At 65.8% G+C, this 20,223-nt stretch carries 12 protein-coding genes and 2 tRNA genes; 12 read left to right on the top strand and 2 right to left on the bottom strand.

Annotation, left to right across the window (positions count from 1 at the left end; translation table 11 throughout):
• The 8 genes from pilV (at position 1) to RUU78_RS11980 (ending at position 7,907) form a co-directional block, all read left to right on the top strand.
• The gene (gene pilV, locus RUU78_RS11945) at positions 1–519 is read left to right on the top strand and encodes a type IV pilus modification protein PilV (RefSeq protein ID WP_313916861.1); all 519 of its coding nucleotides are present in this window, start codon (positions 1–3) and stop codon (positions 517–519) included.
• Complete coding sequence (locus RUU78_RS11950; RefSeq protein ID WP_313916863.1) at positions 516–1,868, top strand: prepilin-type N-terminal cleavage/methylation domain-containing protein; 1,353 nt, start codon at positions 516–518, stop codon at positions 1,866–1,868. The genes pilV and RUU78_RS11950 overlap by 4 nt, the downstream gene beginning before the upstream one ends.
• Positions 1,869–1,879: 11 nt before the next feature.
• On the top strand, positions 1,880–2,563 hold the full coding sequence (locus RUU78_RS11955; protein WP_313916864.1) for a PilX N-terminal domain-containing pilus assembly protein: 684 nt from the start codon (positions 1,880–1,882) through the stop codon (positions 2,561–2,563).
• A 49-nt stretch (positions 2,564–2,612) separates the two neighbouring features.
• Positions 2,613–6,275, top strand: coding sequence for a PilC/PilY family type IV pilus protein (locus tag RUU78_RS11960; protein WP_313916866.1), 3,663 nt, complete (start codon positions 2,613–2,615; stop codon positions 6,273–6,275).
• A gap of 63 nt (positions 6,276–6,338) precedes the next feature.
• Positions 6,339–6,779 carry a type IV pilin protein gene (locus RUU78_RS11965; protein WP_313916867.1) on the top strand — a complete coding sequence of 147 codons (441 nt, stop codon included), beginning with the start codon at positions 6,339–6,341 and terminating at the stop codon, positions 6,777–6,779.
• A gap of 96 nt (positions 6,780–6,875) precedes the next feature.
• Positions 6,876–6,951 (top strand) — tRNA-Thr (locus RUU78_RS11970).
• A gap of 49 nt (positions 6,952–7,000) precedes the next feature.
• Positions 7,001–7,075, top strand: a tRNA-Val gene (locus RUU78_RS11975).
• 379 nt (positions 7,076–7,454) lie between these two features.
• Complete coding sequence (locus RUU78_RS11980) at positions 7,455–7,907, top strand: DUF3060 domain-containing protein (protein ID WP_313916869.1); 453 nt, start codon at positions 7,455–7,457, stop codon at positions 7,905–7,907.
• 92 nt (positions 7,908–7,999) lie between these two features.
• On the opposite strand, the gene cysK is transcribed toward RUU78_RS11980, so the two are convergent.
• Together cysK and RUU78_RS11990 are read right to left on the bottom strand one after the other, a co-directional pair.
• Positions 8,000–8,962 (bottom strand): cysteine synthase A, encoded by a 963-nt coding sequence (cysK, locus tag RUU78_RS11985; RefSeq protein ID WP_313916871.1) that lies wholly within the window; start codon positions 8,960–8,962, stop codon positions 8,000–8,002.
• 136 nt (positions 8,963–9,098) lie between these two features.
• A complete protein-coding gene (locus tag RUU78_RS11990) occupies positions 9,099–13,469 on the bottom strand; it encodes a glycosyltransferase (protein ID WP_313916873.1) in 4,371 nt (1,456 codons plus the stop codon).
• A 231-nt stretch (positions 13,470–13,700) separates the two neighbouring features.
• On the opposite strand from RUU78_RS11990, the gene mrcB reads away from it, so the two are divergent.
• The 4 genes from mrcB to RUU78_RS12010 all read left to right on the top strand — a co-directional run.
• Positions 13,701–15,995, top strand: coding sequence for a penicillin-binding protein 1B (gene mrcB, locus RUU78_RS11995; RefSeq protein ID WP_313916875.1), 2,295 nt, complete (start codon positions 13,701–13,703; stop codon positions 15,993–15,995).
• 55 nt (positions 15,996–16,050) lie between these two features.
• Complete coding sequence (locus tag RUU78_RS12000; RefSeq protein ID WP_313916877.1) at positions 16,051–16,575, top strand: tetratricopeptide repeat protein; 525 nt, start codon at positions 16,051–16,053, stop codon at positions 16,573–16,575.
• A 5-nt stretch (positions 16,576–16,580) separates the two neighbouring features.
• Positions 16,581–18,488, top strand: coding sequence for an ATP-dependent DNA helicase (locus tag RUU78_RS12005; RefSeq protein ID WP_313916879.1), 1,908 nt, complete (start codon positions 16,581–16,583; stop codon positions 18,486–18,488).
• A 400-nt stretch (positions 18,489–18,888) separates the two neighbouring features.
• Positions 18,889–20,223, top strand: a 1,335-nt coding sequence (locus tag RUU78_RS12010; RefSeq protein ID WP_313916881.1) for a S8 family serine peptidase, incomplete at its 3' end; no start/stop codon positions are given.

The following is a 20,223-nucleotide window of genomic DNA, read 5'->3' on the forward strand; positions in this document are numbered from 1 at the left end:
ATGACGAAGCAGAGATACAGCGGTTTTTCGCTGCTCGAGGTGATGATTGCACTCGTCATCTTCAGCGTGGGCATTCTGGGCATGGCAGGCCTGCTGATGTTGTCGGTACGCACGAACCACAGTGCCTATCTGCGCAGCCAGGCCGGTTTCCTCGCTCAAGGAATGGCTGACCGGATGCGCCTGAACATGCCAGCGCTGTGGGCCGACAGCTACAACCTGGCTTATCCGGTCACGGGTACGGTACCGGGCTGCACGGCCGCCTCGCCGTGTACGATCGGGCAGATCGTCACTCGCGACAGCGTCGTCTGGAGCAATTCATTGAGCCAGTTGCTGCCCGCGCCCACCGCACAGATCGGTTGCGCGCTCAACGCGGGGGCTTTGACGCCGACGGCCGCGGAAATCGTCGATCGCGCGCCGTTCAATGGTCTGTGCACCGTGACGATCACCTGGTCGGAGGCGTCGCTCAATAGGGATACTCCTGCCAACCTCCAGACCTTTGCCTGGGTATTTCAGCCATGAGCAAGCGTGGATACTCCGCCGGTGCCGTGATGCCAGGCAGCCAGGCGTTCCGTCGTCAGCGTGGTCTGACCCTGCTGGAGTTGATGGTTGCCATGGTGCTGGGCCTGTTGGTCAGCGGGGGCATCGTCGCGCTGTTCAGTGCGACCAGTCAGACCAATCGCGTACAGGCGGCATTGAGTCGTGTGCAGGAGAACGGTCGTTTCGCGATGGGGCGAATGGAAGCGGACCTGCGTATGGCCGGCGCCTTGTTCCGGCAGACCGCCGGCACAAAAAACTGGATGCCACGTGCGCAGGCGGCGCTGTTGCCGCGCAATGCGGTCCTCGTGAACGCGACCGGTTTCGTCGTGCGTGACATGGGAACCGAGACGGGCCGCCTGGCCGGATGGACGAATGCCGAGGTCTATCCGTTGAGCGCCGCCTACTTCATGCGTGGCTACGAATGTGGCACCGGCACTTGTACTCCCACAGTTCCTACCGGTGCCAATGGTTTTCCGGTGGCGGGAACGGCACTGGGGAATCGTGTCGTCGGCACCGATGTTCTTACCCTCAAGTACGTGCGCGGCATCGGATGGAGCTATACCGTTCCCGCAAACGCCACCGGCTATGGTGCGGTGTTTACGGTCGACACGACCAGCGGCGACGGTACCCCCAACTTCGTCACGGGTGACCTCGTACTGGTGTCCGACTGCAGCGGATCCTCCCCGATGATATTCCGCGCCACCGTCGCCGGCGCGACCATCACGCCGACGGCGGCTTCGCTGATCCAGCCCGCTCAATTGCGGCCGGGTACAGGCGACGCGAACTGTGACGCGCGCCTGTTCAATTTTTCGCGCGATTTCGTCTCGGTGAGCTATTGGCTGCAGTTAGCTGCCGATGCGAACCCGGATGCGGTCGGCCGCCTGATTCCAACGCTCATGCGCTCGGAAAACGGTGTGGCGCAGGAGGTGGCGCAGGGCGTCGAACGCCTGGATTTTCTCTATGGCGTCGCGATGATGAGCAACGGCGGCATGGCCTACCTCGATGCGACGCAGGTCAGTGCGAGCAGCAACGCAGTCAATTGTCCGCAGCCGTCTTCGGATTTCGAGCGCGTCTTTGTCGCCCCGTACACGTGGCGCGAGCCCGACTGTTTGTGGCGTTCGCTGCGCTCGATCGAGGCGCACGGATTGTTCAACACGGTAGACGAGTTTGGTGCGATGTCCGGCCCGGACATGGCGTACTGGTATAGCGTCGATGGCGGTACCGGGCCGGTAACGCCTGGCGCGACCATGCCGGTTACCGGTCGACCGACGGGACGCATGATACGGCGTGAGTTCGTGTCGCTGGTTTCCATTCGCAACGGCAGCAACTGAAAGGCGATGCCATGAGCAAGTTCTCTGCTTTCCCTAACTTTCGCAGTGCGCAACGGCAGCGTGGCGCGGTGCTGTTCGTCGCGCTGACGTTTCTCATCCTGCTGACACTGCTCGGCCTTGCGGCTTCCGGCAACTCGGTGTTGCAGGAGCGAATGACCGGTGGTGTGCGCAATCGCCAGCTCGCGATGATGGGCTCGGAAAGTGCGGCGCGCGGCGGCGAAGCGATGGTCTGGAGCGCGCCGGCCAACGCGAACCTTTCCGCCGGTGGCATGGCGTTTCCGACCTGTCTGGGCGGCGCGCCGCAACCCTGCGTCTGGGATCAGGTCGGCGTATCGATCCACAACGGGGCGCGGCTGCCGGTCAAGGATTTCCGCACGTCGCGCAACTGGGTTACCGCAGGCACCATGCCTTACGGACCTGCCCTGTCGGGCCTCACGGGTACCCTGGAGACCGCTTCGATCGCACAGCAGCCGCGGGTGATGTTCGAGGATCTTGGTCTCGACACCGGCGGCCTGGCGGGCTCGGGACGCATGAGCGGTTCGAACGAGCAGGAGCAGGGCGGAACGACGAACACCCAGCGCCGTCTGTACCGCATCACGGCTCGCAGCCAAGGTGGCAGCGGTGAGGCGGCAATTCGCGTTACTGAAATCGTGTATTCGGCATTCAGCACGGGTGGTTCGTTCACCGGGCGCTGAAATCTTGCCAAATGTCTTTGTTGCTTCAGCTGCATCGTAAGGATCACTTATGAATCTGCGCAATCGTGTGTTTTCCCTGCGCTGGCTCGGGACCGGATTTGTCCTCTGCCTCTGCGCCGTGCATCCGCAGGACGCCAGGGCATGGAGTACCGACCTGCTCGCGACGCCGCCGGAACTCACGGCCGCAGTCGCGCCGAATCTGGTATTGACCTTCGACGATTCCGGCTCGATGGCCAGCGACTACATGCCGGATCAGCGTCCCTATGACCCGAACAATACGGGCTGGGGCAATCCGTACCGCTGCGCCGGCGTCATCGATTCGAATGTCACCGACGAGACGAACGTGCGCTCACGTTCGATGAACGGAGTCTATTTCAATCCGAACAACACCTACGACCCTCCGATCGAGGGCGACCTGACGAACAGCCCGTCGATGCCGACCCAGACCTGGCCAACGGCGCAGAAAAACGGCATCGCGCATAACCGGTCGCAGAATCCCAACACCGGCCTGGGTACGATTAACGCAACGACGACCTCGTTCTGCGGCAACACGGGTGCCGGTTACTATCGCTACAAGACAACGGCGCCGGCGCTGCTGCTCGATGCGAACGGCAAGATCACGAATTATGGCACCTTGTATACTGCCGGTAACTGGGAATGGATCAGTCTGACCGCGACGAGTCCTGCGCTGCCGCCGGGCGTCACGCTGGCGCAGGCGCGGCAGCGTTTCGTGAACTGGTATTCGTACTACCGTACGCGCCAGTACGCCGCCATTTCTGCTGTGTCGCACGCCTACCGCACGTTTGGCCCGGAAGTGCGCGTGGCCTGGCAGAACATCAATTCAAACCTGATCAACAACGCCACTGAAATTCGCCAGTTCGAGCTGCAGCCGACGTCTGGCGGTATCCGTGACCGTTTCTACGACTGGCTGTTCAACATTCCGGCCAGCGGCGGCACACCCAACCGCAGTGCCGTAGTACGTGTCGGCGGGATGTTTCAGCGCACCAGCGGAACGTATACGAATCCGTATTGGGATCCGGAGCTGAACCGCGAACTGGTCTGCCGGCAGAACTTCCATATCCAGATGACAGACGGTCTGTGGAATGGCGACAGCGGCATGACGGTCGCACGCAAGGATACGGTCCCGACGACATTGCCGGACCACACGCCGACGAACCCATCTCTTTACCAGGTCAATACGGACGTCAACAAGATATTCTGGAACGAAGCCAACGCCACGGCGACGACCATGGCAGACCTCGCGTTCTACTATTGGTCTACTGCGCTTCGTACTGATGGTCCCTTCGCCGGCGCAGGCGGGCTGAAAGTACCGCCGTATTTGCCGGACCGTTCGACCAGCCTGTTCGGTCCGCCGCTTTTGAGCGGCGAGGATCCGTTGAAAAATCCGGAAATCTACTGGAATCCGGCCAACGACCCAGCGCGCTGGCCGCATCTGGTCCAGTTCATGATCGGCTTCGGCGCGTCGGGCACGCTGCAGAACGATGATGCGACGTACGCAAAGCTGCGTGGTTCGTCGGCTACGCCGGCCTCGGTTCAGTGGCCCGCGCCGGCCGAAGGTACCGACGACGGTCGCAAGATCGACGACATGTGGCATGCGGCGATCAACAGCCGCGGCAAGTTCTTCATTTCCAACAACCCGGCCGAACTGGCCCAGGCTCTGGTCGACATCGTCAGCAGCATTACCGCGCGTCGTGCTACGGCAACTGCCGCAACGGTTTCGCTGCCAATCATCACGGCGAGCACCGAGGCGTTCAAGGCGAGCTTCGATACGTCCGACTGGACCGGCACCGTGACGAAGTTTCCCGTCGACCCGGTTACGGGTCAGGCGACCGGCACGTCCGAGTGGGACGCGGGAGCGTTGCTGACCGCGCGCGCGCCGGCTACCCGGAACATCTTTACCTGGGACGGCACGAGCGTTCCGAAAAAGGGCGTTCCGCTCGCTTGGGCAAGCCTCAACAACGCTCAGCAGACGGCGTTCAACAATAATCCGGCTACAACCGCGATCGACAATGACGGATTGGGCTCGCAGCGCGTCGACTACCTGCGCGGCGACCGTACGAGGGAAACGGCGATTCCGTTCATGCGTCGACGCTCGACCCTTATGGGTGCCATCATCAATTCTCAGCCGACGTATGTGTCCGGGCCGGTCGGATTGTTCCAGGATAATTTTCCGGTCGGTTCGCCGGAGCGCACCGCGGCAGGTACGACGGGCACCGGGCCCACTTACGCGAAATTCGCGGCGTCCATCCGCGCGCGCCCACCGACCGTGTATGTCGGGGCGAACGACGGCATGTTGCATGCGATCAACTCGGTCAACGGTCAGGAACGCTTCGCCTACATGCCGAGCATGCTGATAACCAACGGCAAGGCGGCTGAGTATACGAACCCGACTCACGGCCAACTCGTCACGGGCGTCGACTCGCGCGTGCGCGTCCAGGACGTCTTCATCCGGGGCCAATGGCGTACCGTGCTCGTGGGCTCCATGCGTCTTGGCGCGCGAGGCGTCTTTGCGCTCGACATCACCGACCCGACGTCGTTCGGCGCGTCCAATGTGTTGTGGGAATTCACCAATACGTCGGCAGGCGGCGCCGCGCTCGGCTACACCTATGACTCAGCCAACATCGTTCGCCTGAATACCGGCAAATGGGCTGTGCTGGTGTCGAGCGGCTATTTCCCGACGACTAACCTCGATCCGCGCGGCGAGCCTGACCCGGCCAGCCTAGATGTGAACAAGGATAAGACGTCGCTGTTCGTGCTCGACCTCGAGACCGGTGCGCGCATCGCCGAAATCCAGACCTCATCGGCGCCGCAGTCCGTGCCGCTGAGCTTCGGCCTGTCGACGCCGGGCGCGTACGACAGCAACGGCGATCAGATTGACGATATCGCGGTGGCCGGCGATCTGGTTGGGAACCTGTCCCGCTTCGATCTGACGAGTGTCGATCCGGCCCAATGGAAGGTCGATCTGATGTTCAAGACCTATACGACCACACCGACTCAGGCCACTGAGTCGAGCTTGCCTCGGCAGCCGATCTCCAGCATGCCTGTTGCTTTCCGCGATACGGTACGGAACGGCGATCCGATCTGGGTATTCGGAACCGGGAAATATCTCGGCAAGGAAGATCGTACGGCCACCGGTATCGCCTCCAACGTCGGGCCGCAGGCGATCTACGGTGTGCGCGACTACGGTACGACGTCGTCAACCAACGTTACCGGCTATCCGTCGCTTCCGTCCCAGATGACCACGCAGACGCTGACCCAAGGTGCGACGAGCCGAACTCTGACCACCAACGCCGTCCCGACGACGATGCGTGGCTGGAAGGTTCCGCTCAACGTGACGGCCGAGCCGGGCGAGCGCGTTGTATTTACGGCCAAGCCGATATACAGCCTGAACCTCGCGGTCATCAATACGCTTATCCCGCGCGGCAGCGACCCCTGCAATCCCAGTTTCCGTGGCGCATCGATCTTCATCGACGCGGCCGGCGGCGGATCGCCGCGACTTCCGCCGCCACGAGTGGGTCCGGGGTGGATTGCGGATGACCCGATGCCGCAGCCGCTGCCGCAAGATGGCGACGACTCTCGCGATCCGACTCCCCGACTGTCGGGTGGCGACTTCCTGTTGCCGAACGGCCTAGGATTCCGGGCGCCGCCGTCACATCGCGGCTCGTGGCGCGAATTGCTCGAAGTCATGTAATCACGCAGACGACGCGCGCCGCCTTCCGGCGCGCGTCTTTTTCACTGGGGAAGCAAGATGCACATGCGCAGCAAGCTCGGTGGCTTCACGTTGCTGGAACTTATGATCGTTGTCGTCATCATCGCCATTCTGGCGTCATTTGCGGTTCCGGCTTATCAGCGCTATGCCCAGCGTGCGCGTCGCGCGGACGGGAAGGAGTTGCTTATGCGCGTGGCGGCGGCGCAGGAGCGCTTCTATACAAACTTCAATCGCTACGCGACGAATCCATTGAGCGCCGCCACGAGCCTCGGCATGTCCACGCTGACCTCCGAGCAGGGTTACTACACGATCACCTCTGCCAACGGGCCGACCGGCGACACTCAGAGTTATGTGCTCACAGCGACCCCGGTGGTGGGCAAGGCACAGGCGGACGACCAGTGCGGAGGACTGGGCTTGAGCAGCACCGGCGTGAAGACACCGATCGCCACCGCCATGCCGCAGAATTCCAACGGCGCGTGCTGGTAGCCATTTCCCTGCGCGGTGCTGGCCGGCCCCGCGCCTGCTCTGCTCCCCGTGCTTGTTGTCGCTCCAGCGCGCCGCTATAATCGCGCGCTCGGTTTCGCCGACGTAGCTCAGTTGGTAGAGCAACTGATTCGTAATCAGTAGGTCGGGGGTTCGATTCCCTTCGTCGGCACCAGTTGCATCGTTTGACCATCCGGCGCCGACTCGATAGAGTCCGCGCCCTTGGGCGGTTAGCTCAGCGGTAGAGCACTGCTTTCACACGGCAGGGGTCACAAGTTCGAAACTTGTACCGCCCACCATTAAATTCAGTGTGATACGCGAAGGCCTGGGAAACCGGGCCTTCGTCGTTGTGGTGTTGGGTCAACCCGCATTAGTCGTCTCTCACCAGACCTTAGCCCGAATTTGTCACGACTCCTCTACTGCGGCCGCCGATATGCCGTCCTGACGCGCGCTGCTCCCTCGCGTCGGCTTGACGTAGCGTCGACTACGCCTTCGCCGCCACTCAGCCCGCGGCGCGTATCAGGGCGGCATCGACGGCCTCGCTGCGAAGATGCGCTAGAAATCCGTGCCAGTGCCGGATGCGATGCTGCGCTGGACCAGCGCGATGAGCGCTGACAGGGTCGGCGCGGTTCCGCCGCTGCCGCTGAACGGCGGAATCCTGCCGCTCGGCATCGCGGTGTGCGCAGTCGCATGGGCCGGTGCGGGGCGGCGACTATACTGGCCGCGGATTTCGACCTGGGGTTTGCCATGTTCCTTTCACTGCGCACCAGCGTACTGTTCGCCTTGATCGCGCTGCCGTTTCTCGCCGCAGCGGTAACCGATGAATCCGCTTCCACCGATGTTGGTCGCAAGAGTTCCGTGGCGAGGGAAGGCTCGGAGATTCAGCACTTCTGTACTGAGATGGAAGAGGTGCAGTTTCTTGGCAACAACAACCGTATCGAGACCTTCGGTCCCTGCCATTCGATCACCGTGCAGGGCTCCGGCAATACGGTAGACGTACAGTCGCTGGCGACGCAGATCGCCGTCAACGGCGACGGCAATACGGTGACCTGGCCGGCGGCGGATCGGCCCAAGCCCGTCACGAAGGTCACCGGCAAAGGCAATATCGTCGAGCAGCAGAAGATCAACTGACGCCACGACGACTGCCGCCGTTCGAGTCTGACAAATTCGATTCACCACAAAAAGCCCGCCTCCGGCGGGCTTTTTGTGGTCTGCCATCCGCATCACGCCACGGGCAGGCTCGCCAGCCAGTCCTCGTCCGAGCCTTCGTTGACGCCTTCGAACAGGAAGGTCGACAGGTAGCGCTCGCCCGTGTCCGGCAGCATGGCCAGGATCACGTGGCCGGGCTGTGCCGCCCGCGCGACTTCCAGCGCTGCGGCAAAGGTGCCGCCCGCCGAGATGCCACAGAAAATGCCCTCCTGCGTCGCGAGCTGGCGTGCGGTGTCGCGTGCGAGCACGTCATCGACCGTCACTATGCGATGCGCGACGTCACGCTTGAGCACGGCAGGCACGAAATCCGGCGTCCAGCCCTGGATCTTGTGCGGCTTCCATTCCGCGCCGGCCAACAAAGAAGCGCCGGCCGGTTCGGTCACGACGATTTCGACCTCGGGCCGCGCCAGGCGGATCATTTCGCCAGCGCCCGTCAGCGTGCCGCCGGTGCCCCAGCCAGTGACGAAGGTGTCGAAGCGGCGGCCGGCAAAGTCCTGCAGGATTTCCGGGCCGGTGGTGTTGCGGTGATAGGACGGGTTCGCTTCGTTCTCGAACTGGCGCGCGAGGAATGCATCATGTCTCGCCGCGAAGTCCTCGGCGCGACGCACCATGCCGCTGCCGCGTTCGGCCGCTGGCGTCAGGATCACCTTGGCACCGAGCGCGCGCATGATCTTGCGCCGCTCGATCGAGAACGTCTCGACCATGAAGGAAACGAACTGATAGCCCTTGGCGGCGCAGACCATCGCGAGCGCGATACCGGTATTGCCCGAGGTCGCCTCGACGATCATCTGTCCGGGCCTGAGCAAACCCTTGGCTTCGGCATCCAGCACGATGGCCAGGGCCAGGCGGTCCTTGACCGAGGACATGGGATTGAAGGCTTCGAGCTTGACGTACATCTCGATGCCGGCCGGCGCGAGCCGGTTGATGCGCACGACCGGCGTGCGGCCGATGGTGTCGAGAATGCTGGCATGGATCATGGCTGTGTTCTCAGGGAGCTTGCGCCACCCTACGCAGGTTTGTGGAGTCCGCCAAGGGCGGGATGATCGCGATTCGCGGCGGCGCAGCCGCCGCCGTCAGGGACGGTTCGCTCTGCACCATCGAGCAACAACGCGATCAGGAAAGAATTCGCGACAGCGCCTTCTTCGCCGCGTCGAAGGAAAAGTGCCGCTCGACGTTGGCCAGACCATTGGCCGACAGGGTGTTCCACAGCGTCTCGTCGCCGTAGAGCTGCACGATCGCCGCGGCAAACGCCTCCGCGTCGGCCGCGACGAGCACGTCGCTGCCCGCCCGGATATGCATGCCTTCGACCGCGGACGGCGTGGCCACGACAGGCAGCCCGTAGCTCATCGCCATGTTGACCTTGCCCTTGACGCCGGCGCCATAGCGCAGCGGTGCGACCGAAATGCGGCAGCCGTCCATATAGGGCTCGAGGTCGGCGACGAAGCCGTGCAGGATGAGATCCTCGGCCGCGAGCTCGCGCAGTGCCTGCGGCACCGGCTGCCCGATCACATGCAGGCGCAGGCCGGGCAGGGCATTGCGCAGGCGTGGCAGGATGTCGCGCGCGAACCAGACCACCGCGTCCTCGTTCGGCGGATGCTGGAAGCTTCCGACGAAGACGAGGTCGCTGCGCTCGGCGAACGCGCGACGGCAGCCGAACACTTCGTGCACATTGGAAAGAATCTCAACGCGCGCCTGCGGCAACTCGCGCGCAAGCAGCTCCTGCTCCACCGGGCTGACCACCAGGGTGGCGTCGCAGGCGCGGATCAGCTTCTGCTCCTGCGCGCGCGTGCGTTCCGCCTTGCGGCGCAGTTCGTCGCTGCCTTCGAGGTCGGCGGCGCGCTGCTCGCGCAGGTAGTGCAGGTCCACGGTATCGAAGATCAGTCTGGCCTTGGGCGCATAGAGGCGGCTGAGGCCAAGGTAGTTGATCGCGATGTAGTGGCGCGACAGCAGGATGGCGTCGAACTCGGCCCCGCGCTGGCGGAACAGGCGGATCGGGTCGTTCATGTACGGCGCATACAGCACTTCGACGCCGAGGGATTGCAGCGCAGCGGTATAGCCGTCCACATACAGGCGGTTGTCGGCGAAGAAGGTGACCTGCCAGCCGAGGGCGCGCAGCAGGCGCATGAGGTTGACCATGCGCAGCGAGCCCGAATCCTGGTCCGGTGTCGGCGTGCACGCATCGACGACGAGCAGCCGTTTCGCGCTTCGGAATGTCGCCGCGCGCGGCGCCAGCGCGGCATCGTCGATGGCGTCCGGCTGCTGTGCCAGCGCGGTTTTCCACTTGTCCAGGAATTTCTCGCGATTGACGACCTGGTAGCGCTTGGCGCCGCTTGCCGTGTCGGTGCCGGCCGTGATGCCTTCGAAATGGATCACGGTGGAATGCGGTTCGTAGTAGACCTTGAGCCCGGCGGCGCGCACCGCGAAGGCGAGGTCGGTGTCCTCGTAGTAGGCCGGTGCGTAGCGCATGTCGAAGCCGCCGAGCTGCTCGAACAACGCGCGGCGCAGCAGAATCGCCGCACCCGAGCAGTAGTCGGCTTCCCGGCGGAAGTTGTAGCGCGGGTCGGCGGGATCCTCGAAGCGTCCGTAGTTCCAGCCCGAGCCGTCGCGGAACACGATGCCGCCGGCTTCCTGCAGGCGTCCGTCGGGATAGACCAGCTTCGCGCCGACGAGGCCGGCGTCGGGTTCTTCCGCGAAGCAGCGCAGCAGCGCTTCGAGCCAGCCCGGCGTGACGACTGTATCGTTGTTGAGAAACAGCACGTACTCGCCCTGCGCCGCGGCCGCGCCGGCGTTGCAGGAGCCGACGAAGCCGAGGTTCTGCGCGTTGCGGATCGTGCGTACGCTTTCGACGTCAGCCAGGCGCTCGGCGGTGTCGTCGCTGGAGCCGTCGTCGACGACGATGACTTCGAAACTCGCCGTGGCCGCGTGCGTCGAGAGCGACTTCAGGCAGGCTAGCGTATAGGCGATCTTGTTATAGACCGGAATAACGATGGACACCTGCGGCTGCGGCCAGGTCGGCAGGTGGATGTCCTCGATGTGCTCCTGCGGTGCTCCGGCGACGGCGACGAGCGGCAGCGTGCCACGGCGGAATTCGCGCAGCGTGCGCTGGAACGTGCCGGCCAGTCCGCGCCGGCGGAGGCTGCCGCGCATGCGCTGCCACAGGCCGAGCGTGCGCGTGATGCTGAACGCGGCGCGTGCGCGCAGTCCGCGCAGCTTGCGCATGCCGAAGCGCAGCGGCTTGGTCAGGCGCCAGGACAGGCTGGCGTAGGCGCGGTCGAGTTCGGCTTTGAGCGACAGCGCCCAGCGCGTGCGCGCGTCGAACTCGGTTTCGAGGCCGGAGTAGTCGTCCTGCGTGCGCTTGAGCCATTCGGTGCGCTGCTCGATGTCCTCGTGCAGGCGTTCCGCCTCAGCCAGCGCGACGCGCACGTCGTCCTGCGAGCGGCGCAACTCGCGGTCGAGCCCCGACGCCCACTCGGCACGGCTGTCGAGTTCCCGCGTCTGCTGCTGCAGCGCAAGCGCCTGCCGGCGCAACTGCGCGCGCAGGCCGTCGAGTTCGGCACACAGGTTCATCACCTCGATCTGCGCGCCGCTCGCGGCCAGCGGTTCGCGCGGCGCGTGCGCCGCGGCGGTCCGCGGCAGTTCGTGGCGATAGTCGGCGCGCATGTCGGCGAGCGTGCGCGGCGTGCGTGTCCGCAGTACGTCGCGTGCGCGCTGCAGCGGAGTCCGGTCGGCGGCGAACGCGCTGAGGCGCTGCAGGATCGACTCGGCGTGCGGTGCGACGAGGAAGCCGTCGACGCCATCGTCGATGCGCTCGGCGAGCGCGCCGATCCGCGTGGCGATGACCGGCAGCCCGAGGCTCCAGCATTCCGACAAGGTGTAGCTGAAGGTTTCGGCGACCGTCGGCAGGATCAGCGCCGCGTCGGGTTGCAGCGTCGCGAGCAGTGACGGCAGTTCGTCGCGCGCATAGTCCAGCACCACATGCACGCGTGAATGGCCGAAGAAGGCGTGTCCTTCCGCGCCGGCGCCAAGCAGGATCAGTTCGACCTGCGCCGGCAGTCCGGGCAGCAGCGCGGCGAGCAGTTCCGCGCCTTTGCCGCGACGCACGCGGCCGGGTACGACGAGGCGCAATGTCGCGCTGGTGCGCATTGGCGCGGCGGCCGGCGTCGCAGGAAACGGCGCGATGCCGTGGGTGATCACGCGCGCCCGCAGCGCCCCCAGTTCCGGTGCGAGACGCAGCACATTGGCCAGTGCCGTGCGACTCGGTGCGAACAGCGACGCCGACGCGGTACGCAGTGCGTCGACGTAGGCGTCGCGCAACTGCTGCCAGTAGGCCGGTTCGCGGCTGGCGAATTCGAAGTCGACATCGGCGGCCGCCAGGTCGGTTGCGCGTTGCGTCGCGTCGAAGGCCAGCGCCGCAGCGCCGAAGTCGCGGTGCAGCAGCGGCCACAGCGGATAGCAGTCGTGCGCGACGACGAAGGTCGGCAAGCCGCTGCGCAGCGCCTCGAGGCTATGGCCGATCAGCGAGGAGACGATGACGGCGTCGACCGCGAATGCGTCGAGCGCGGTGTGGAAGAACTGTGCCCAGTCGTGGTGCTGTGCGACCGTGTCGGCGATCGGTGCCGGCAATACCAGGCGACGCAGCGGCGGGCCGCGCAGGGAACCGTCGTGCAGCTCGAGGATCTCGCCGTAGTGCCGGCGCGGGAAGCTGCCGAAGGCGCGCAGCACGAGATGGGTGTGCGTGTCGTCGTCGGCGGCGAGGTCGCGCACGAAGCGTTCCGCGCCGCCGCCCCAGCCATGCAGCACATGCAGCAGCACCGGCCGGCCGTCACGGCCGAACCAGGCGGGCTGGTAGTCGCGCTCGGCGAGTGACCGCGCGAGTGGGCCGCGCAGATGGCCCAGACGCGAGGCGTCGGCGTCGTCGCGGAGCGGTCGCGGCGGTCGGTTGCTGCCGACGAACAGGTTATCCAGACGCAGCAGGCGACCCGACGGTGGCAGCGTGCCGCTGGCAATGCCGGACAGCGCGCCGTCGTCGAGCGCCGAGAGTGGTCCGGCCCCCCACGCGCTCAGTACGGGCGAAACCTCGCCACTGTCGATGGCCAGGCTGTGGCCATACGCATGGCACAGTGCATCGATGCGTTCGACCGCCGCAGTTGCTCCGGGGCAGGGATGCCACGCAGCGCCGTCGTCGAGCGGACTCGCGGCCAGCACGTCGCCCCGCAGTGCGGCTAGCAGGCGTTCGACCCAATACGGCGGCAACTGCGCATCGCTGCGCAGCAGGATCAGATGATGTCCGGGCCAGCGTGTGCGCGCCGCGATCAGCAGGGCGGAGCGCGAGGCGTCGGCCGACTGCAGTCGCGCGACCTGCGCCGGAACGTCCTCGATCAGCGTGGTGGCCAGGACCAGCCCGGCCGGCAGTTGCGGCAGCAGCGCCTCCCACCAGGCTGCGTCGGCGGGATTGCCGTGAACGAGCAGGCAGGCGAGGGGCATGAGCGGTCGGATGGGCACGATGTTGATAGATCCCTGCTGCGCCAATGAAACCGCGCACGCGAAAAAGGGGCCGGATTATCGCGGATAGGCGTGGCGGGCGAAACCGCCGCGGCCGCCCTGCCGCATCGGGTACACTGCGCCGGCCTGCGCGCGGGGTTCCGCCGCGCAGTCGCTCTGGTGTCTCCGCGCCCCGCCGCGCGGCGGCGTGCCTCCACCGGCCTGGGTTCCGCCTTGTCTTTCATCGCTCGCTGCGTCGAGCTGGCGCATCTGCTTTGGCGCTGGCTGCGTGCCCCGTTCTGGCTCGGCCTCGGTTTCGTCGTCGCCTTCATCGTCCCGTATGCGTTGTATCTCGATGCACAGGTGCGCGAGCGCTTCGACGATCTGTCGTGGGAAACGCCGACGCGCATCTATGCGCGCGCGCTGGAGATCGCGCCCGGCCTGCCGCTGGATGCGGCCACGCTGCGACTGGAGCTGGAAGCCGCGCGCTATGACGAGATCACCGGCGCGCGTGCGCCCGGCAGCTTCATGCGCGACGGCGACCGCTTCGTCATTTCGCGCCGCGCGTTTGCGTCGCTGGACGGGCTGGAGAAGGCGCGCCGGGTCGAAGTCGTGCTGGCGCGGGCGCGCGTCGCCAGCATCAAGGACATCGACAGCGGCAAGGCGATCGAGCGCGTCCGCCTTGATCCGGCGCGCATCGCGACCCTCTATGGCGCCGAACAGGAAGAGCGCCGCGTCGCGAAGCTCGGCCAGATGCCGCCATTGCTCGTCGCCGGCCTGCAGGCTGTGGAGGACCGCAATTTCAAGCATCACCATGGCGTCGACGCGGTCGCCATCCTGCGCGCGAGCTGGGCCAACCTCGTTGCCGGACATGTGGTGCAGGGCGGCTCCACCCTGACCCAGCAACTGGTCAAGAACCTGTTCCTCGACCGCGGTCAGAATTTCCTGCGCAAGGGCAACGAGGCGCTGCTGGCGCTGCTGATCGAGGCGCGCTACGACAAACACCGCATTCTCGAGGCCTACATCAACGAGATATTCCTCGGCCAGCAGGGAGGCCAGGCCGTGCACGGCTTCGCCGCGGCGAGCGAGTTCTATTTCGGGCGCGAACTCAACACGTTGCGCGCACCCGACGTCGCCCTGCTGATCGGTCTGGTGCAAGGCCCGAGCTACTACGATCCGCGGCGCTCGCCTGAACGCGCGCAGGCGCGGCGCAATCTGGTGCTGCAGCAGTTTTTCGACACCGGCCTGATCGACGCCGACGAGCTCGCGCGAGCCAAGGCCAGCCCGCTCGGCATCTCCGAGACGCCGGGCCTGCCACGTAACCGCTTCCCCGCCTTCATCGATCTCGTGCGCGCGCAGCTCAAACGTGACTACGACGACGCAGCGCTGCGCGGCGCCGGCCTGTCGGTGCTGACGACGCTGGTACCCTCGGCGCAACTGTCGGCGGAGAAAGCCCTGCAGGAAAGTCTGTCCGCGCTCGGCAAGAAACAGGACGACACCCAGGCCGCGCTGGTCGTGACCGGCGCGCGCGACGGCGAAGTGCAGGCCGTCATCGGCGATCGCGCGCCCGACCAGCCCGGTTTCAACCGCGCATTGGATGCGCGCCGGCCTATCGGCTCGCTGGTCAAGCCGTTCGTATTCCTGGCTGCGCTCGCGCAGCCGCAGCGCTATTCGCTCGCGAGCATCGTCGAGGATGCGCCGGTCAGCCTGCCGCAGCCCAACGGCAAGAACTGGATGCCGCAGAACGCTGACAAGATCGCTCACGGCCGTGTCGCGCTCATCGACGTGCTGGTCAATTCCTGGAACCTGTCGACGGTGCGCCTGGGCATGCTCGTCGGCGTCGACCGCGTGCGCGCGCTGATCGAATCGTTCGGCTTCGGCCGGCCGATCAATCCGAATCCGTCGCTGCTGCTGGGATCCCTGGACCTGTCGCCGCTCGAGGTCGCGCAGCTCTACCAGTATTTCGCCGCCGACGGTCACGCGTTGCCGGTCGTCGCCGTGCGCGGCGTGCTCGATCGTGACGGCAAGCCGCTGCGCCGCTACACGAGCAAGCCCGGCGCCGGCGACTATGTCGATGCGGCGCGTCTGGTCACCTACGCGATGCAGCAGGTCAACCTGCGCGGCACCGCCCGTGCCGTCGGTGCCGGACCGCTGGTCCGGTTGAACTCCGCCGGCAAGACCGGCACCAGCGACGACTCGCGCGACAGCTGGTATGCCGGCTTCAGCGCCGATCATCTGGTCGTGGTCTGGGTCGGCCGTGACGACAACAAGCCGACCGGACTGGTCGGCGCGACGGGCGCGCTCAAGGTGTGGATGGCCCTGTTCGACGCGTTGCCGACGCGGCCGCTGGACCTGAATCTGAGCCAGGGACTGGAACTGGCCTGGGTCAACCCGGAATCGGGCCAGCGCACCGAGCCGGACTGTCCGGGCGCGCGCCAGCTGCCGTTCGTGGCCGGCTACGCGCCGCAGCAGGAACAAGGGTGCACAATGGAGCGTTTGCGCGAATGGTTCGGCGGCGAGCCTGATTGAAGTCGCCGCCACGGTTTGGGGTTTTCACGGAATGGAAGGGACGACGATGACACGCATGAGCAGGGCAGCCCGCTGGATCGCCACGGCGCTGGCGCTGGCCGTATTGGCCGGCTGCGGCAGCCCGGGATCGGGCAGCGATGGTGGCAAAAAGGGTACACGCCCGGACCGTGACGCGGTGCTGGTGATTCGCCAGGCGGGACAGTCCACGGCCTCTGCGGTCGAAGTGCAGCCGTTGCGCGACCCCGCCGTCGACGGGTTCCTGAAACAAGCCGCGGACTTCGAGACCGCACTCAATTTTGCCGACGCGCTCGTCGCCGTCGACCGCGCGCTCAAGCTCGCGCCGGATGCGCCGGAGATCCTGCAGCTCAAGGCCGAGCTGCTGATCGGCCTGCGCCGCTACGCAGAGGCAGAGACGTTGGCGCGCAAGTCGTTCGAACTCGGTCCGCGCCTGGGCAGCCTCTGCGCACGCAACTGGCAGACCGTCGTTGAAACGCGCCGCATCGCCAAGGACGAAGCCAGCGCCAGCAGCGCCACGGCGCAGGTCGCTGCATGCAAGGTGCCGCCGCGCCAGCGGCTCTGACCCGCATGGCGCAGGACGTCCGTGAACTGCTCGGGCCGGAGGGGCCTTTTGCGCGCGACGTGCCCGGTTTCGCGCCGCGCGCGTCGCAGCAGGAGATGGCCGCGGCGGTGGCCGAGGCTATCGACGAGCGACACATTTTGATTGCCGAGGCCGGCACCGGCACCGGCAAGACGTTTGCCTACCTCGTCCCGGCTGTCCTGTCGGGCAAGCGTGTGATCGTCTCAACCGGAACCAAAACCCTGCAGGACCAGCTGTTCCACCGCGATCTGCCGCGCGTGCGCCAGGTCACCGGCGTACGCATCAAGGCCGCGCTGCTCAAGGGCCGCGCGAACTACCTGTGTCTGTACCGGCTCGACCAGACGCACAAGGACGGTCGCCTGAGTTCGCGCGAACAGGTCGCGCAGGTGCAGGCCCTGCGCGCCTGGGCCACGCGCAGCAGCAGCGGCGACCGAAACGAGATCGCCGAGGTGCCGGAGGACTCGCCGCTGTGGCCGCGCGTCACCTCGACCACGGAAAACTGTCTCGGCACCGACTGTCCGATGTTCAACGACTGCTTCGTCGTGAAGGCGCGGCGCGCGGCGCAGGAAGCCGATCTCGTCGTCGTCAACCATCATCTGCTGTTTGCCGATCTGGCGATCAAGCAGGAGGGTTTCGGCGAGATCCTGCCGGGCGCCAACGCGTTCATCCTCGACGAGGCGCACCAGATTCCCGATCTGGCCGGGCAGTTCTTTTCGGTCACGTTTTCCGCACGCCAGCTACAGGAACTGGGCAGCGATGCAGAAGCTGAATGTGGCACGGTCACCGGCGCGTTTGCGGTGCTGCGCGAGCCCATAGCGGCGACCGGTTCGGCGATACGTCGCACGCGTCTGGCGCTGGACAAGCTGCCGGCGCGTGGCGCGTTCAACGCGATCGAGGACGACCGCTTCGCCCTGTCCGAGTTGCGCGAGCTGCAGGAGACGCTGCGTGCGCTGGAAACGGCGCTTGGCTCGCAGGCGGAACGTTCGCGCGGCCTGACCACCCTACACGAGCGTGCGCAGGGACTGGTCGGCAAGCTCGACCAGGTACTCGACGGCGCCGGCCACCAATGGGTGCATTGGTATGAACTGAGCAGCCAGGGCTTTTCCCTGCATGCGACCCCTCTGGATCTGGCCCCGCCGCTGCGCAGCCTCCGCCTGCAGAGCCGCGCCGCGTGGATCCTGACCTCGGCCACGCTGTCGGTTGCTGGCGAATTCGGCCACTTCTCGCGCCAGCTCGGCCTCGACGATCCGGTCACGCTGAGTCTGGCCAGCCCGTTCGACTACGCGCGGCAGGCGCTGGCCTACCTGCCGCGCAATCTGCCGGATCCCAGCGCGACGGACTACACCGATCGCGTCGTCGATGCGGCGCTGCCGGTGTTGCAGGCCTCGCGCGGCCGCGCGTTTCTGCTGTTCACCTCGCATCGGGCGCTGCGCCGCGCGGCCGAGCGCCTGGCTTCGCAGCCGTACCCGTTGTTCGTGCAAGGTACCGCGCCACGGCATCAGCTGCTGACCGCCTTCCGGGCGTCGGGCAATGGCGTGCTGCTGGGCGCGGCCAGCTTCTGGGAAGGCGTGGATGTCGCCGGCGAGGCGCTGTCGTGCGTGATCATCGACAAGCTGCCGTTTGCCGCGCCGGATGATCCGGTGCTGGACGCGCGCCTGACCGCGATGCGCGAATCCGGCGGCAACCCCTTCGTGCAATGGCAGGTCCCTTCGGCGGTGATAGCGCTCAAGCAGGGCGCGGGCCGCCTGATCCGGGACGTCAATGATCGGGGCGTGCTCGTACTGTGCGATCCGCGCCTGAGTTCCCGCCCCTACGGCAAACTGTTCCTGCGCAGTCTGCCGCCCCTGCCGATCACGCGCGAATTGGCGGATGTCCAGACTTTCTTTGCCGACTGAACGCGGCGCACGCTTTTCGCGTCTGCCGTGTGCGGTGCTCCGAACTGCATCGACAGGCATAGTGATCGGCAGAGAGTTCAGTCCTGAGGCGCAGATTTTTCTGAATCCACTCCGCCCAGAGGCGCAGAAATGTGGAGCAAGTCCCTGGGTCATAACGGGAATCCGCGCGTGGGCTTTGCCGCAGCGCAGATTGTTGCTCCCCGGCGCGGGTGCTATAAGAGTTGTCTGGACGAATGTTGCGGCCGCTCACTGTGATGCAGTGGTCGGGGGAAAATCAGCAAACGCCCGATGATTGAGGGCTTTTCGTTGCGATCCCGCGTTCTTCCGTACGCCGGCTGCACCCGTCGGGTGGTTGAGGTGTGGCCGATTTTCTCGTGTGTCAGTTCGGTTGGGAGGTTTCATGGTTAAGTCGATTCGAATCACGGCGTTGGCATCGGTCATCGGCGTGGTCCTGGCAGGTGGAATGGTGAGTTCGTCGGTGGCTACGGCGCAGTCGACGACGGCGTCGGCTACGGCAGCCGCCAGCTACATCATCACGTTCAATGAGCCGGGCCTGCTGTACTACACGGGTGGCGCCAATTCCCTGGAAGCCACGGCTCCCGCGGTCAAGGGCCAGCGCAAGCTGGACACCAAGAGCCCGGCCGCCGTCGCCTACGCCAGCCATCTCGCCGATGTGCGCGCCCAGCGCGTGAAGTCGATCTCGTCGGCCGTCGGCCGTGAAGTCTCGGCGACCCATCATTACGCCATCTCCAAGAACGGCATTGCTGCGCTGTTGAGCGCAAGCGAAGCCGACGCTGTCCGCAACCTGCCGGGTGTGCAGTCGATCCGCCTCGCCGGTGAAGAAAAGCTGGACACCTTCCGCGGCCCGTCGTTCATCGGCGCCGATGCCGTGTGGAGCGGCACGGCAGTCCCCGGTGGCACCGGCACGCGCGGCTTCGGCGTCACCGTTGGCGTGATCGACGGCGGCACGAATTCCGATCACCCGTCCTTTGCCAATGACGCGAGTTGCGGTTTCAGTGGCGGCACGCCGAAGCTGCGTAGCTTCGTCGACTGCTCCACGACCGATGCCGGCACCGGCGCCTGCAATGGACCGAATCCGGAAGCAACCGACGACGGCCATGGCGTGCACACGTCGAGCACGGCGGCCGGCAACACGTTGACCGCCAGCAGCGTGCCCGCGCCGGTCATCCCGGCACCGTTCACGAGCATGTCGGGTGTCGCGCCCTGCGCATCGATCCGCCAATACAAGGCCTGCCCAGGCACGACCTGCCCTGGTGCCGACATCGCTGCGGCGATGGAGAACGCGATCGCGGACGGCGTCGATGTCGTCAATTACTCGATCTCCGGCGGCCGCAATCCGTGGACCATCGGCGACGGCGACCGTACCTTCCTTGACATGGTCAACGCTGACATCGTCGTGTCCGCCTCGGCCGGCAATACCAGCGCGACGATCACGAACCCGATCGGCCAGGTCAACCATCTCGGTCCGTGGGTCATGACGGTCGCCGCCTCGACGCACGATGAGAACGTGCTCGCCCTCGTCAGCATCGCCGGTCCCGGCACGCCTCCGCCGGCCACGGTCGGTGTAGCCGCGAAGCAGGGCAGCACGACGCCGGTCGGTACCGGCTTCGTCGCGCAGCCGATCAAGAGTTTCCCGGCCAACCTCGAAGGGTGTACCGCCGGCACCGCGATTCCGGCCGGCTACTTCGCTGGTTCGGTCACTTACGTGCGTCGC

Origin of the sequence: Tahibacter sp. (assembly GCF_032229445.1) — a bacterium.
Classification (GTDB): domain Bacteria; phylum Pseudomonadota; class Gammaproteobacteria; order Xanthomonadales; family Rhodanobacteraceae; genus Tahibacter.